The 15,053-nt window shown below is 59.9% G+C and carries 11 protein-coding genes; 1 reads left to right on the top strand and 10 read right to left on the bottom strand.

Annotated elements, in window-relative coordinates:
• Positions 1–23: 23 nt before the first annotated feature.
• The 5 genes from LK493_RS04440 to recJ form a co-directional block, all read right to left on the bottom strand.
• On the bottom strand, positions 24–1,460 hold the full coding sequence (locus LK493_RS04440) for a transglutaminase-like domain-containing protein (protein WP_195363164.1): 1,437 nt from the start codon (positions 1,458–1,460) through the stop codon (positions 24–26).
• Positions 1,461–1,810: 350 nt separating this feature from the next.
• On the bottom strand, positions 1,811–2,677 hold the full coding sequence (gene fba, locus LK493_RS04435; protein WP_006234429.1) for a class II fructose-1,6-bisphosphate aldolase: 867 nt from the start codon (positions 2,675–2,677) through the stop codon (positions 1,811–1,813).
• Between the two features lie 194 nt (positions 2,678–2,871).
• Positions 2,872–3,555, bottom strand: coding sequence for an MBL fold metallo-hydrolase (locus tag LK493_RS04430; RefSeq protein WP_055310560.1), 684 nt, complete (start codon positions 3,553–3,555; stop codon positions 2,872–2,874).
• Between the two features lie 88 nt (positions 3,556–3,643).
• Positions 3,644–6,004, bottom strand: a complete 2,361-nt coding sequence (locus LK493_RS04425) for a RelA/SpoT family protein (RefSeq protein WP_117758813.1) — start codon at positions 6,002–6,004, stop codon at positions 3,644–3,646.
• A gap of 15 nt (positions 6,005–6,019) precedes the next feature.
• Positions 6,020–9,307 (bottom strand): single-stranded-DNA-specific exonuclease RecJ, encoded by a 3,288-nt coding sequence (gene recJ, locus LK493_RS04420; RefSeq protein WP_227790258.1) that lies wholly within the window; start codon positions 9,305–9,307, stop codon positions 6,020–6,022.
• A 274-nt stretch (positions 9,308–9,581) separates the two neighbouring features.
• On the opposite strand from recJ, the gene LK493_RS04415 reads away from it, so the two are divergent.
• Positions 9,582–10,580 carry a bile acid:sodium symporter family protein gene (locus tag LK493_RS04415; RefSeq protein WP_227790257.1) on the top strand — a complete coding sequence of 333 codons (999 nt, stop codon included), beginning with the start codon at positions 9,582–9,584 and terminating at the stop codon, positions 10,578–10,580.
• 30 nt (positions 10,581–10,610) lie between these two features.
• Here the strand turns inward: LK493_RS04415 and LK493_RS04410 are convergent, their stop codons facing one another.
• The 5 genes from LK493_RS04410 to LK493_RS04390 form a co-directional block, all read right to left on the bottom strand.
• The gene (locus tag LK493_RS04410) at positions 10,611–11,408 is read right to left on the bottom strand and encodes a DUF4931 domain-containing protein (protein WP_227790256.1); all 798 of its coding nucleotides are present in this window, start codon (positions 11,406–11,408) and stop codon (positions 10,611–10,613) included.
• A gap of 3 nt (positions 11,409–11,411) precedes the next feature.
• Entirely contained in the window at positions 11,412–12,089 is a 678-nt protein-coding gene (locus tag LK493_RS04405; RefSeq protein ID WP_227790255.1) for a copper homeostasis protein CutC, read from the bottom strand.
• A gap of 318 nt (positions 12,090–12,407) precedes the next feature.
• Positions 12,408–13,121 carry an ABC transporter ATP-binding protein gene (locus LK493_RS04400; protein ID WP_006234438.1) on the bottom strand — a complete coding sequence of 238 codons (714 nt, stop codon included), beginning with the start codon at positions 13,119–13,121 and terminating at the stop codon, positions 12,408–12,410.
• Positions 13,122–13,982 (bottom strand): ABC transporter ATP-binding protein, encoded by an 861-nt coding sequence (locus tag LK493_RS04395; RefSeq protein ID WP_089573307.1) that lies wholly within the window; start codon positions 13,980–13,982, stop codon positions 13,122–13,124.
• On the bottom strand, positions 13,972–15,051 hold the full coding sequence (locus LK493_RS04390) for a branched-chain amino acid ABC transporter permease (protein WP_227790254.1): 1,080 nt from the start codon (positions 15,049–15,051) through the stop codon (positions 13,972–13,974). The genes LK493_RS04395 and LK493_RS04390 overlap by 11 nt, the downstream gene beginning before the upstream one ends.
• Positions 15,052–15,053: the final 2 nt, after the last annotated feature.

Below are 15,053 nucleotides of genomic sequence, written 5' to 3'. Positions count from 1 at the left end.
AACTGCGGGAATGGCCTATTTGCTCAATGTGTTCGGCTGAGATCGGAAATCAACCCGATAAGCTCAACCTTGCGTAACATCTCCCGCTTACGACATCCACGTCCGTCAACCGAGGCCTCGCCCATCTGGTTGTCATAGGGATCCTCGCGCATACCATCGAAAGCAGGCACAAATTCAGCCTGGAATCGATTGTTGGCCACCATACGCCACGGGTCGAGATTGCCAAAGTAGTGACGACGACGCCACTCCTCCCCCATCCTGCGTGCCGAGGAACCAAACGATACGTCGGCGTTAAGCCAACCGGTCTGTGGCGTATAGAACTCAGCCCAATCGTGCGGCCCCACCGAATCGGGCGCAACATACAGGCCGCTCTGCCAACGAGCAGGCACCCCCGCGATGCGGCACATGGTGATAAACGTGAGCGCCATAACGCCGCAATCGCCGCGGAGCGAATGCGCACAGTCGTCGGCAATAGATCCCAAAAGCAGGTACGGTGGCTGATAGCGATAGTCGATATGCTGTGTCAGGTAATCATAGATAGCACGAGCGCGATCGAGCGGATCCTCGAGTCCGTCAGCAACACCGGCCGTCAGCTGCTGCAGATACGGCGTAAATGCAATGTGCGGACGGTCCTCGGAAATATCCTCGGACAGCGGCGCGTCCATACACGGATGCGCCGGAAGCGCACCCCCATAGATATCGCGATAAGCGGCATCGATGTGATAACGATAGGTCACCGAGAATGAGCGCTCACTCGAAGAAGACCACGAGGCGGTACGCGCCGAAGCGTTCGCGGGAGCAACAGTACCCTCCGGCGTCATGTCGAGAATCTCGACCCGAGACTGCTGACGGCAGGCAGCCGCGACGGGAAGCCAAGCGCAAACGGTCTCCCCCTCTAGAGCGCCGGGGACAGACAAGGACGCCTGAAGCGTAATAACGCGAGTCAATCCGTTTTGCGACTCCATCTCCTTGAGCATCTCGTTGCGCAGTGCTATTCCGTCCGTAGAATCGGGACGCATGCCGGGGACCTCTTTGGGATATACGCGAAGCGAATCGAGGAAGTTGTCGAGAACGAACAGCTCGCCATCGATAAAGCGCCAGTCAATACGCTTACGGTCAATCAAATCGTCAAACTGCTCCTCGGTAAACTCAGGCCACTCCTCGCGAATCATCGCAATAGCCCGAGCGCGCGACACCGAAAAATGAAGCGGCGTCTCAAGCATGCGATACCGCTCGGCACGAACGCAGGCTGCCAGGGAAGGCTCAGGATTCTGCTCCAAAAGGCGATCGCAGGCGGCAACAGCCTGCGTCAAATACCCGGCATCCTTAAGACGAAGAATCTCAGGCGGTAGTCCAATATCGAGATGGCGAAAGTCATCGCAGCAAACATCAACAGAGCAACCAACAGGACCCTCGTCAATAACCTTCCCATCCGAAGGCAGCACATTAATAACAGCCATACCAAACTCCAAGTCATTAGAACTCTTGAAGTCCATTGTAGCGAGATAAAAAAGAAAGCCCCAACAAGGGAGCCATCAACACCGCCGAGCGGTAGTCAAAAAATGAATTCAGCCCAGTAACCCTGTAGCGAGTTAACAAAGGAGGCCCCGTTCACCCGGAGCTGATTCCGTCGCGCGACTTCTGGCGAAGCCAGTAGCCACCTTAATTCAGACTCGTAACCCTGCGGCGTTAAACGAAGGAAGCCCCGTCTCCCGGAACTGTTTCCTTGGCGCGACTTCTGGCGAAGCCAGGTGAGCGCAAAGGAAACAGTGTAGGGAGACGGGGCTTCCGGTGGGAAGTTTAGCGACGCTTACGCCTTGTTGACGGAGCCAAACTCCTCCATGAGCTCCTTGGTGCGGGCAACGATGTTGTCGCGACCAGGCTTGAGGAGCTTGCGGGGGTCAAAGCCCTTGCCCTGCTGATCCTTGCCGGCCTCGATGTACTCGCGAACGCCCTTGGCGAAGACGAGCTGCAGGTCGGTGTTGACGTTGATCTTGGAGATACCCAGGGAGATGGCCTTCTTGATCTGATCCTCGGGGATGCCGGTACCACCGTGCAGAACGAGGGGCAGGTCGCCGGTCTGAGCCTTGATCTCGCCCAGACGCTCGAAGGAAAGGCCAGCCCAGTCGGCGGGATACACGCCGTGGATGTTGCCGATACCGCAGGCGAGGAAGTCGACGCCCAGGTCAGCAATCTGCTTGCACTCAGCGGGGTCAGCGAGCTCGCCGTTGGAGGTCACGCCGTCCTCGGTGCCGCCGATGCCGCCGACCTCGGCCTCGATGGACATGCCCTTGGAGTGGGCAAGCTCAACGAGCTCCTTGGTGCGGTCGAGGTTAAGCTGGAAGGTCTCCTCGTGAGAGCCGTCATACATGATGGACGTGAAGCCGGCCTCGATGCACTTGAAGCAGTCCTCGTAAGAACCGTGATCGAGGTGAAGGGCGACGGGGACGGTAACGCCCGTGGCCTCGACGGCAGCCTTGACCATGTCGGCGCAGACCTTGAAACCGCCCATCCACTTAGCGGCACCAGCGGTGCACTGAAGGATCAGCGGAGACTTGGCCTCCTCGGCGGCCTGGAGAATAGCCAGGGTCCACTCGAGGTTGTTGGTGTTGAAGGCACCGAGAGCGTACTTGCCGGCCTCGGCCTTCTTGAGCATGTCTGCTGCGTTGACGAGCATAAAAGAAACCTCCTGTAAGGTTGCTCCGATAACGCCTGAGATTTTACCACGACATACCCGAGCATAAACGTTCGTTTGTTCACGAATACCATCCGATTGGACAAATTTTGACCGTTTGCCCCACAGAATCGACCCACTGGGGAAAATAGCTTGACGATTGAGCGGTCTTCGTGGTTCGAAAGACGGCTTCGAGCCTACATCTGCATAAACGGATTCTGCATAAGTTCGCGCGCCATCGTGGTCGAATCGCCATGGCCCGTCAAGCAAACGGTATCGGGCGGAAGCGTCTTGGCAAGTTTGGAGAGCGAGCGCATAATCGCCGCCTCGTCACCGCCGGAAAGATCGGTACGACCGTGGCTGCCCGGGAAAAGCGTGTCGCCCACAAAGGCGATGTTCCCCTGCTCGGTCGCGGCGAACAGGACGATGCCGCCCGGCGTATGCCCCGGCGTCTCGATCACCTGCAGGCAGATATCGCCCAATTCAATCGTATCGCCCTCGGCAAGCAGCCGCGTCGGCTCGCCCGGATCGGGCGTCTCAATACCCCACATGGCGCGCTGCTCCTCGATATTTGCGCGAGGCACCGTCACGTCCTTAGCGCACAACTCATATAGTGCGCTGTCGCCAACGACAGCTCGAACCCCGGCGACCCCGCCAACATGGTCGGCATGACCGTGCGTGCAGACAGAGCCGAGTACGCGAACCTCGGGATGCGCGGTGCGGATATGCTCCACAAGACGCTCGCCCTCCCACGCCGGATCGACGATTAAGCACTCGTCATTCGAAATCACGACGTAACTGTTGGTCTGAATCGGGCCGTTGACGAGTGCCTCAATCGAAGCTGCACCTCGGGGTGTCAGGTCCAAAGTCATATCGCCCATGCGCATACCCTCCTTCTAAAATACGTTCGAGGCACCAAACGATGCCTCGAACGTAACCAATATCTATGATGCTGAGAGGCTCTCGCACCTACACACGGCGCTTGAGCTGAGCTCCGCCTTCGCCGGGCATAAGACGGCGAGCGTCGTAGACCGAATCGACACTGCTGATGGAAGCCAGCAGCGGATCCAGACCGCTCGCGTCCGAGATCTCGACCATAAAGCGCAGGGTTGCAATACCCTCGCGGTTGGTCGACGTGGCGGCAGAAAGGATATTGCCGCCCGCATCGCCAATGGCAATGGTGACATCCTTGAGCAGGCCCATGCGGTCCAGGCACTCGACCACGATCTCGACCTGGAAGAGGGTGTCGGCAGCGCCGTCCCACTCCACATCGATCATGCGCTCGGGATGTTCCATAAGACCCTTGACGTTGGGGCAGTTGGCGCGATGCACCGAAACGCCACGACCGCGCGTGATGAAGCCGACGATGTCGTCGCCCGTCACGGGGTTGCAGCAATGAGCCAGACGGACCAGCAGGCCGCTGTTGCTCTCGCCCTTGACGATAATGCCGTTACTAGCGCTCTTGCCGCGCTTTTGCGGCTTGCGGTTGGAGCCGCGAGCAGGCTGCTTCACGACCTCGGCGATAGCCTCGGCCTTGGTGAGCTGTTCCTCGGGCTTGGGGTCCAAGATTTGCTCGACCTTATTGCCCACAGCGCGCGGGGCAACCTTGCCGGCGCCGACGGCGGCAAACAGGTCCTCGAGCTGCTTGAAGTTAAACTGCTCCGCCACGGCGTTGAGTGCACGCGTCGAACGCGGCGTAGAAATGCCATAGCCACGCTTACGCAGGTCCTTGGCCAGCATATCGCGACCGGCGGCAGCGTCGTCGTCCTTGGTCGCAGCGGCAAAATAGCGGCGGATCTTTGACTTGGCGGAAGGTGTCTTAACGATCTTGAGCCAATCGCGCGACGGCTTGGAACTCTTGTTAGTCAGGATCTCGACACGGTCACCCGTCTTAATCTCGTGCGTGAGCGGAGCCACCGCACCGTTGATTTTGGCGCCGACGCAGTGGTTTCCCACCTCGGTGTGAACGGCATAGGCAAAGTCGAGCGGCGTGGAGCCGGCACGAAGCGCCATGACCTCGCCTTTGGGCGTGAAGACAAAGATCTCCTGATCGAACAGATCGACCTTCAGCGAGTGCAGGTATTCCTTGGCATCGGTGATCTCGTCGGAAGCCGCCCAATCGAGCGAATGCTTGAGCCAGTTGATCTGGTCGTCCAAACGTTGAGCGTCATTGGTCTTGGAAGCAGACGATCCGCCCGACTTCTTATATAGCCAGTGGGCGGCAATGCCGTACTCGGCCTGCTCATGCATCTCGTAGGTTCGAATCTGAATCTCGAGCGGACGAGCCGTAGGGCCGATGACCGTCGTGTGGAGCGACTGGTAGTTATTGACCTTGGGCATGGCGATATAGTCTTTAAAGCGACCGGGCATGGGGTGCCACAGCGTATGCACCGCGCCGAGCGTGGAGTAGCAATCGCGCACCGAATGCGTGATGACGCGCAGTGCCACCAGGTCGTAGATCTCGGAGAATTCCTTGCCCTTGCGCTTCATCTTTTGGTAGATGGACCAATAGTGCTTGGAACGGCCGTTGATCTGGAAGTCCTCCAGGCCAATGCGGTTGAGTTCGTCGGTGAGTGTCTTGATGGTCTCGGCAAGGTAGCGCTCGCGGACCTCGCGCGACTCAGCCACCATGCGCGCGATGCGCTGGTAGGCATCGGGCTCCAGGTAGAAGAAGGACAGGTCCTCGAGCTCCCACTTAATAGAGCTCATGCCCAGGCGGTCAGCCAAGGGCGCGTACACGTCCATGGTCTCGCGAGCCTTAAACAGGCGACGATCCTCGCGCAGGGCTGCCAGCGTTCGCATGTTGTGCAGACGGTCGGCAAGTTTAACGATGATGACGCGAATGTCCTTGGACATGGCGAGGAACATCTTGCGCAGCGTGAGCGCCTGCTTCTCGTCCATGCTGTCGACTTCGATGTTGGTGAGCTTGGTCACGCCATCGACGAGCTCGGCCACCGTATCGCCAAACAGGCCGGAAACATCGGTGAGCGAGGTCTCGGTGTCCTCGACGGTATCGTGCAACAGCGCGGCGCACACCACGTCACAATCCATCTTGAGATCGGCCAAAATGATGGCAACCTCGACGGGATGGTTAATGTACATCTCACCCGAGCGGCGCTTTTGGTTACAGTGTTTCTCGGCGGCAAAGCAGTAGGCTTGCTCCACCTTGGAGAAGTCGTCCTCATTCATATATTTGAGGCACAAGCGCTCCAGCTTGTCGTAGCTGTCCGCCATAATCTCGGGCGGCAGCTCATCGGCATGCTTATAGTGCTCCATCTCCGAAAACGGCTGGAGGGTGGAATCATGGGCGGTACGGGCTGCGGCATCCATCGAGGTCCCCTTCCCCTAGGCCCGCGGTACGATCGGGCGGTTAACTTTGGCTAGCATATCAGAAGCGCACGAATCGAGCGCCCAACTCCGGAAAGCCGAGAACTCCATGCGCGAGCGCAAGCCCTCCAAATAGCGAATTGACCTGCTCAATTGCACGCGGCCGGGGTTTTCGGCCATCGCGATGCGACGGGTGTCGTCAAACCCCGAAACGCGACAAAAACCAAGCTCTTCGAAGATTCCCAAGCCGCTTTCCACCGAGCGCTCGTCGACCGGCGTGCGAGCATCGATGGCAAGGCACATCTGCGCGATGTCGATATCGCTCGCGCTAAAGAAATCGTCCCCGGTCTTGCCGCGGTTGGAGCGCCACATGGTCTGCAGCGCGCGATAGAGCGTGACGAGCTCGTCGCGCTCGGGCGCATAGCAGTCGAGCAGGCGCTCGTTAATGCGGGCGTCGCGCGACGAATAGAGCAGATGGATCACGGCGGGTTGGCCATCGCGACCGGCGCGGCCGCTCATCTGGTTAAACTCAATGCCGCCAAACGGCATGTGATAGAGCACGACATGGCGAATATCGGGAAGGTTGACGCCCTCGCCAAAGGCGGATGTCGAGACGATGCAGCTGAGGCTGCCGTCTCGAAACGCCTCCTCTACGCGATGGCGGTCGGTGCGCGTAAGGCCAGCGTTATAGAACGCGATACGGGTCGCACAGTCGGGAACGCGTTTGCGTAGTGTCTTGGCGAGCGCCACGGACTGGTCGCGCGAATTGACGTAAATGACGGTCTTCTCCCCCGTCGCCACGATCGACACCAAACGGTTCTCGCGACTTGCAAGATCACGGTCGTCCTCGAGCTGCAGGTTCTCGCGCACCGTCTCGTCGACCACCGTGTGAGTGATCGGAAGCATGCGGGCAAGCTCGGCCACGACCGGAGCCGTCGCGGTGGCCGTCGCGGCCATAACGACCGGGTCGCCCAGGGCTTTGAGGATATCGGGCATGTCGAGATAGGCGCTGCGGTCGCCGCCCTTGGCAAGGCCAGCGTGGTGCGCCTCATCGATAACGACAAAACCGATGCGCCCCGAACGCGCAAAGCGGTCGCGGTGAATGGACAGGAACTCGGGCGTCGTGAGCACGATGCCGGTACGGCCCGAAGCCAAGCCGGCAAACACGTCATCGCGCGCCGCCTCCACGGTCTCGCCGGTCAGCACGCCAACGCCAATGCCAAGCGATGCCATCGTCGACGAGAGGTGATAGGCCTGGTCGGCAACAAGCGCACGCAGCGGATAGACAAAGATGCTCGCACGTCCGCGAAGCACCGCCTCACGCGCGGCATGTACATGGAAGATGAGCGACTTGCCGCGCCCCGTTCCCATAACGGCCAGAACACTTTGGTGATCGGCCAGGGCATCGAGCGCCTCGACCTGCGCGCGGTGCGGCTGGTTCGAGCCGATAAAGCTATGAATAAGCGAGCGCGTGAGCTCGGTATAGGAAAGCTGGGCGAGCGTCTCGCGCTTGCGCGACTCCAGGCGCAGGCCAGAATCCGCCGGCTGCACGCCACGACGAAGCTCGCATGCCGGATCGTCGACGCCGGGCAGCGTGGTATCGCGGACCAGAACATCCTTGATCATGAGCTTGGGCTTCACACGCCCCTGCCAATGCTCGGCAACGGCCTCAAACACCAAGTCGACAGCGCTATCGCAGTTGATGAGCTTATCGATTTGCGGCACGCGGAACATAATGGCCGGCACGCTCGCGGCGCCATCGGTCGCCAAAAAGCGCATGTGCTCGCCGGTCTTACCCACCACGGCGCGATCGCACATCGTCACGCCCTCGGCAGCCAGCAGCGGCACCTTATTACCCTGGCCAAACGGCTCAAGGCGGGAAATCTGCTCTATAGTCTCGATATTCAGCTCGGAAAGGTCGACCGTGGCGGCAACCTCGTCGATGTCTTCAAAGTCCTCAGCGGGAATCTCCGATAGCACGGCGGAAAGGCGACGACGGAATTCATCGAGCTTGGATGCCTCGATGGTCACACCCACCGCACCGGCATGTCCGCCGCGACGAATCAGCAGGTCGGAACAGCGCTCGACGGCGTCAAACAGGTTAACTTTGCCCACCGAGCGACCAGAGCCGCGCGCGATACCGTCCTCGATCGAGAACAGCAGCGCCGGCACGTGATAGCGGTTGGTCAGACGGCTTGCCACGATGCCCTTGACGCCCTCGTGCCAGCCTTCGCCGCCCACAACGATCGCGCGCCCGCCGTCATAGGTCTCCTCGACCTTTGCCATGGCATCGCGCGTGAGCTCCGCCTCGATCTCACGGCGCTGGCGGTTGATTTCCTCGAGCTCAGCCGCCAGCGCGCTTGCTTCGATGGGATTGCGGGCAAGCAGCAGGTCGAGCGCCAGCTTGGGATCGGCCATGCGGCCGGCAGCGTTTAAGCGGGGAATGAGCGAGAATGACAGGCCATCCGCCGTAATGCTCGAAAGGTCCGCCTTGGCAAGCGCGGCAAGCGCGATATAGCCGGGGCGAGCGGTTACGCGCATCTGCTGGATGCCCTCGGCAACCAGCGCGCGGTTCTCGGGCGTGAGCGGCATCATGTCGGACACGGTGCCCAGCGCCGCGACCTCGATTAGCGAACGCCAATACGACGGCTTGCCCAGGCGCTCACCCAGGACTTGCACCAGCTTGAGCGCCACACCAGCACCGGCAAGCTCGCGCGAGGGGCCCTCGTCCTCGAGCTTGGGGTCGGTCAGGGGCACACCCTGCGGCACCTGGTCGGAGGGCTCGTGATGGTCCGTGACCACCAAATCGATCCCCAGGTCCTCCAAATAGGAAACCTCTTCCTTGGCGGCAATGCCGTTATCGACGGTCACGATCAGCTGGGGGCGAGCGAGCTCGTTAACGCGGTCGAGTGCCGCGCGCGAAAGACCGTAGCCCTCATCAAAGCGATGCGGAATAAACGGCGTGACATCGGCGCCAAACGTGCGCAGCGCCTCGGTCAACAGGCAGGTCGACGTAATACCGTCAACGTCAAAATCGCCAAAGACTGCAATGTGCTCGTGGTTGCGAATAGCACGCTCGACGCGGTCGGCAACGACCGACATGCCCGGGATAATGAGTGGATCGGCCCAGTCGCGATCGAGCGAAGGCGTCAAAAACAATTGGCCCTCTTTGATGGAGCCAATGCCGTGCGCGACCATAATGCGCGCCACCAGCCCGGGAATGCCCAGACCAGCCGAAAGCTCCTTTTCGAGCTCGGGGTTTTGCTGAGCGACCGCCCAGCGATGCGTCGTCTTAAGCGATGACATAGGCGCCCACCCCCGATAGGGGCAGGTCGCCGCGATACCTCTCACGGTTCATAGCGATGAGTCCTCTGTGTATGCCCGCTTCGGCAGGCAGATCTGTTGAACGGATTTATTATACCGTGCGGCGCGGACGCAAATCGCCGCAGCACGCCGCGGTTTCGGTAAACGATGCCGGTAATAGCCTCGAAATAATCGAGCGTTTCAGCCGCACGGACGCATACGAGCGTCTAGCATATCCATACAAACGAGTTCGCGGATAAAGGGAGTCACGGGACATATGAAGCAATGGACTGGACTGGGAAAGTTCCTCGCGGGGCATATGCAGGTCATCGTTCCGATTTGCGTGGCGCTCGGCGTGCTCTTTCCCCAGCAGATTGGCGTGCTCAAGCCCATTGTTCCCGCCCTCTTCGCCTTTATGACGTTTCAGGGTGCGCTCAGCAACACCTTCCACCAGGTAGCCGAGGTGTTCCGCCGTCCCCTGCACCTGATTTTGGCACTGCTCGTCTCGGCGGCGCTTATTCCCATCGTGGCCTATGCCATGGGATCGTTATTCTTTGGCTCCAATCCCAACCTTGTCTGCGGCATCGTGCTCGAGTACAGCGTACCCGTGGCGGTCACTGCCTTTATGTGGATTAGCATGTTCGGCGGCAACGGCCCGCTCGCGCTCACCATCATCCTGACGTCCTCGGTTATCTCCCCTGTGACGATTCCGCTCACGCTCAAGCTCCTGCTGGGCGCCACCGTCTCGATCGATGTGCCGAGCATGATGCAAGACATGGCCTTTATGATCGCCATCCCCGCCGTGCTCGGCATCGTGATCAACGAGCTCACGCGCGGATGGGGGCACGAAAAACTCTCCCCCGTGCTCTCGCCCGCCTGCAAATTCATGATGATGGGCGTTATCGCCTCCAACTCCACCGCCATGAGCGAGTACGTGCTGCACATGAACGCGGTGCGCTTGGAAGTCGCCCTCTTTATTTTGGTCTTCGCCATCAGTGGCTTTGTCGTCGGTTTTCTGGTCGCCCATACGCTGCATCTGCCATATAGCGAGACGACCACCATGTGCTTTACCTGCGGCATGCGTAACATCTCTTCGGGCGCCGTCATCGCCACGCAGTACTTTCCGGGCGAAGTCGTGTTTCCCGTCATGTGCGGAACGCTGTTTCAGCAGGTGCTGGCCTCGATTATCGGGCATCTCTTTGAGCGCCTAACCGGCGAAGAGCGCACCAAACAGCGCAAGCGGGTCAAGGCCGGCCGCGACGCGATGGCACGCTAGGCAGCACACTTTTCGCAGGCGCTCGCCTTGCTACGCGAGCGTTTCCAGATGCGCGCGTAGGCGCTCAGCATCGGTATCGAGTGTGGTCTCAGCATTGACCTGGGCCAGACGATAGCCCACAAAGTAGGGCGATACCACCCAACGTGGCAGCGCCTTGGCAATGGTCCGACCGCCCAGATGATAGAAGAACAAGTTGTATGACTCCGCGCGACCACCGTGGTGCTCGTTCAGGATATAGCGCAGGGCCACCTGAATCGCATCGGCAAACAGGTCCGCTTCGGCTTGGTCGCGGGCGTCGTCGCTGGCGGCGATTCCCTGTGGAGCCGAGACGTTGACCTCAAAGAATCCCATGATCGGCTCGGTTGAGATGTTGACCGCGACCCTCCTGTGTCGCCAAACATCGATGCCTTCGAAGTTGGCGGGGGCTAGTGCTGCATAACCGTCCTCCCGCTCCAGACCCACAATCTGCATATGCGGATGGACGAGGCTGCCGCCCGAAAGCGGGCCTTTGTTCTTGTACATGAGCACACTGCGGTACTGTTGAGAATCGATCATCTGCTGCCAACAGCCCAGGGCAAACCTCATCACATGATGCAGCTCATCCGGTTCATAGGCCACCAGGTCGGCGTCGTGATTGGCCGACTCGATCAATACGGTCTGACGGGTGGCCCGCAAGGTCTTGAACTTATTCTCGAGCCAGATGCAGTCACCATCGCGCTGGATGATGTTGGCGAGCCCCTCCGTGTCGCAAAAAGGGCACGCAGTGCCAGGGCGACGATTATCGTCAGGCTTGCCGCTCGCCTGCTGAACGTCAAATACCAGCGCCACGGGCTATACCTCCAGCGGCACAATCTTGGTGCCATGGAGCTCGGAGACCCCTAGCGCCGCCGCGACCGCGTCGCGATTTGCCGTAGTGATGCCGCCGCCGGGAAGGATGGTCAAACGATCACCCGCATACTCGATTAAACGAGCCAGGTTTTCGAAGTTGTCCTCGATCGGCGTACCGGCAGCACCACCGTGCGTCAGAATGCGCGCGACGCCGCAGTCGGCAAGTGTATCAATCGCATCGAGCTGAGCCTCGGGCGAGAGCTGGTCAAATGCCATGTGGAAGGTAATATCGATGGGCCCGCGCTTGCACTCTTCGGTCGCGCAGCCCGCGGCCATCACGAGGGCGCCCAACGTAAGCTCGTCGAGCGCCCATCCGCTGGCACAAGGTTTGCAGCAGCCAAAGACCAGGCCGTCAACGCCGGCGCTCACAGCAAGACCCAGGTCCATCTCCATCATGCGCAGCTCGTCCTGGTTGTAATGAAAGTCGCCACCACGCGGACGAATCATGCACATCACTCGCGCGTCATGCTCGTGAGCATAGTTGACTGTAGCGCTAATAACGCCGGCCGAAGGCGTAGTGCCACCAACGGCAAGGTTGTCGCACAGCTCGATACGCCTTGCACCGGCATCGATAGCCGCCGGCACCCGCTCAAAGTTCTCGGCACAAAACTCGTACAGCATAGATAGACCCCCAAAGACAGCAGATGTTTTCCGACGGGCATTGTCACACACCCCCATGAAGTTGCGGTGGAATAGGGACTCTTTTGGCCTCTGAGGCTCCCATTTAGTCCCTATTCCACCGCAACTTAAAGGGGGCAGAACCAAAGTAACGCCGCAGGCAGAGGACGGACAGCGAGCGGGCACCAGAGCGAACAAATTGGCATGAAAAGAGGGCGACATAGACCTTCTGGTCATGCCGCCCTCTTTGAATGACAAGTTGTCGCTCTGGTGCCCGCGCAGCGTCGACTGTTCCGCCGTTCGGTAGAACGGCGGAACCTCCTAGCCACCCAGATAGGCCTTGCGCACGTTATCGTCGTGCAGGAGCTCTTGGCCGGTGCCGGTCATGGTGATCTTGCCGGTCTCGAGCACGTAGCCGCGTGTGGCGATGGAAAGAGCCATCTGTGCGTTTTGCTCGACCAGAAGCACCGTGGTGCCGGCCTTATGCAAATCCTCGACAATCTGGAAGATCTGCTCAATCAGAATCGGCGCCAGGCCCATGGAAGGTTCGTCGAGCATGAGCAGCTTGGGGTTGCTCATAAGGGCGCGGCCCATAACGAGCATCTGCTGCTCGCCGCCCGAAAGGGTGCCGGCGACCTGGCGACGGCGCTCCTTCAGGCGCGGGAACTGCTCGTAGACGCGCTCAAGGCCCGGAGCCACCGTGGACTTGGGTTGCGTATAGGCGCCCATCTCCAGGTTCTCCTCAACCGTCATCTGCAAAAAGGCGCGACGTCCCTCGGGAACCTGAGCCAGTCCCTTACCAACCAGCTTATCAGCGGGCGTATGGGTAATGTCCTCGCCCATAAACTTGATGGAGCCGGTCTTGGAGCGCAGCAGGCCCGAGACGGTCTTGAGCGTTGTGGACTTGCCAGCGCCGTTCGCGCCGATCAGAGCCACGATCTCGCCCTCGTTAACGTTAAAGGAGATGTCCTTGATGGCGTGGATGGCGCCGTACCAGACGTTGATGTTGTAGACGGAAAGCATCGGCTCTGCCATTTAGTTCTCCCCCTTATCTTGCTTGCCCAGATATGCCTCGATAACGGCATCGTTGTTCTGGATCTCCTCGGCCGTACCCTTGGCGATAACCTTGCCAAAGTTAAGCACGCAGATGCCCTCGCAGATGTTCATAACGAGCGACATATCATGCTCGATAAGCATGATGGCGATGCCGAAGGTGTCGCGGATCTTGACGATGTTCTCCATGAGCTCCGCGGTCTCGGACGGGTTCATGCCGGCGGCAGGCTCGTCGAGCAACAGCAGCTTGGGGTTGGTGGCAAGCGCGCGGACGATCTCCAGACGACGCTGAGCGCCGTAAGGCAGCGAGCCGGCCTGTTCATTTGCCAGGTGCTCCATGTCAAAAATGGACAGCAGCTCCATGGCGCGCTCGTGGGCGGCCTTCTCGTGCTTCCAATACGTCGGCAGGCGCAGCACGCCCTCAAAGCCGGAGTAGCGCTCCTGATTGTGCAGACCGACCTTGACGTTATCCTCCACCGTCATGGTATTGAACAGGCGAATGTTCTGGAAGGTACGGGCAATACCCATGCGGTTGACCTGATAGACCGACTTGCCCGAGGTGTCCTCACCATCGAGCAGGATGGTGCCATGCGTGGGCTGGTACACCTTGGTGAGCAGGTTGAAGACCGTGGTCTTGCCGGCACCGTTGGGGCCGATGAGACCGGCGATCTCGGTCTTGCCGATGGTTAGGCTAAAGTCGTCGACCGCCTTGAGGCCGCCAAACTCAATGCCCAGGTGGATGCACTCGAGCGCCGGGCGCTGGCCCAGGTCGCGGTCGGGGACAATGGCGCCAGAAGGATACGGGACCATCTTGCCCTTGTTGAACTCAAACTTACTGGGCATCGGCTGCCACCTCCTTCTTGGGAGCAAAGCGATCCTTAATGCGTGCGAAGAACGCCTTGAGCTGCGGGTTGTTGGTAAAGATCATGACCAGAATCAGCACGATGGCGTAGATGAGCATGCGGTAGTCCGAGAACTGACGGAGCAGCTCGGGAAGCACCGTGAGCAACGCCGCCGCGATGACGGAGCCGCGCATATTGCCCAGACCACCCAGGACCACGAACACCAGGATGAGGATGGACGTGTTGAAGTCAAACTTAGTGGCGGAAAGCTGCGAGAAGTTACCGCCGAAGAGAGCTCCGGCAGCACCGGCAAGGGCAGCGGAAACCACGAAGGCGATCATGCGGTATTCGGTGACGGAGATGCCTACCGACTCGGCTGCAATCTTGTTATCGCGCACGGCCATAATGGCACGGCCGGTACGGCTGCGAACCAGGTTGAGCACGATCACGAGTGCGACCATGACCAGGATGGCACCGGCGAGGAAGGTCGAGTACGTCGACACGCCCGAGGCGCCCTGGGCGCCCTTGATGATGGCGGTACCGTCCTCGAGCAGATGCAGGTCGTCGATCGTAGAGTTGCCCGTGATGTTAAAGATCACGTGCAGGCCGCGGGAGTCGACACCCACAATGAGGCAGGTGACGATCTCTTTGATGATCTCGCCAAAGGCCAGCGTCACGATAGCCAGGTAATCGCCGCTCAGGCGCAGGACCGGGATACCGATCAAGAAGCCCAAGATGGCAGCGGCGATAGCGCCGACCACAATGCTGATGATAAGGCGCACCGGATCGGAGGGAACGGCGCTCTCGAGGGCGACCGCGGTGACGATGCCCGTGTAGGCACCGACACTCATAAAGCCCGCATGGCCCAGCGACAAGTCGCCCGCGATGCCGACGACGAGGTTAAGGGAGATGGCCATGACGATATAGGCCGTGATGGGAACCAGCTGACCGGCGATCATGCGCGGAATCATATGGTTGGACTGCATAAAGAACACGATGGCGAACGCCACAAGGCACATGGCGTACGTAACAAAGTCGTGACGCGTCTGCTTGTCTTTAAGAAACTTCATAA

The sequence above is a fragment of the Collinsella aerofaciens genome, assembly GCF_020709435.1.
In the GTDB taxonomy this organism is placed as follows: Bacteria; Actinomycetota; Coriobacteriia; order Coriobacteriales; family Coriobacteriaceae; genus Collinsella; species Collinsella aerofaciens_AU.
This window is presented reverse-complemented; position numbering and strand designations above follow the sequence as displayed.

Bases quoted from the DNA above. Each gene is read 5' to 3' on its own strand.
- LK493_RS04400 (WP_006234438.1), bottom strand. From the start codon at position 13,121: ATGGCAGAGCCGATGCTTTCCGTCTACAACATCAACGTCTGGTACGGC.
- LK493_RS04395 (WP_089573307.1), bottom strand. From the start codon at position 13,982: ATGCCCAGTAAGTTTGAGTTCAACAAGGGCAAGATGGTCCCGTATCCT.
- fba (WP_006234429.1), bottom strand. From the start codon at position 2,677: ATGCTCGTCAACGCAGCAGACATGCTCAAGAAGGCCGAGGCCGGCAAG.
- LK493_RS04425 (WP_117758813.1), bottom strand. From the start codon at position 6,004: ATGGATGCCGCAGCCCGTACCGCCCATGATTCCACCCTCCAGCCGTTT.
- recJ (WP_227790258.1), bottom strand. From the start codon at position 9,307: ATGTCATCGCTTAAGACGACGCATCGCTGGGCGGTCGCTCAGCAAAAC.
- LK493_RS04405 (WP_227790255.1), bottom strand. From the start codon at position 12,089: ATGCTGTACGAGTTTTGTGCCGAGAACTTTGAGCGGGTGCCGGCGGCT.
- LK493_RS04415 (WP_227790257.1), top strand. From the start codon at position 9,582: ATGAAGCAATGGACTGGACTGGGAAAGTTCCTCGCGGGGCATATGCAG.
- LK493_RS04440 (WP_195363164.1), bottom strand. From the start codon at position 1,460: ATGGCTGTTATTAATGTGCTGCCTTCGGATGGGAAGGTTATTGACGAG.
- LK493_RS04390 (WP_227790254.1), bottom strand. From the start codon at position 15,051: ATGAAGTTTCTTAAAGACAAGCAGACGCGTCACGACTTTGTTACGTAC.
- LK493_RS04430 (WP_055310560.1), bottom strand. From the start codon at position 3,555: ATGGGCGATATGACTTTGGACCTGACACCCCGAGGTGCAGCTTCGATT.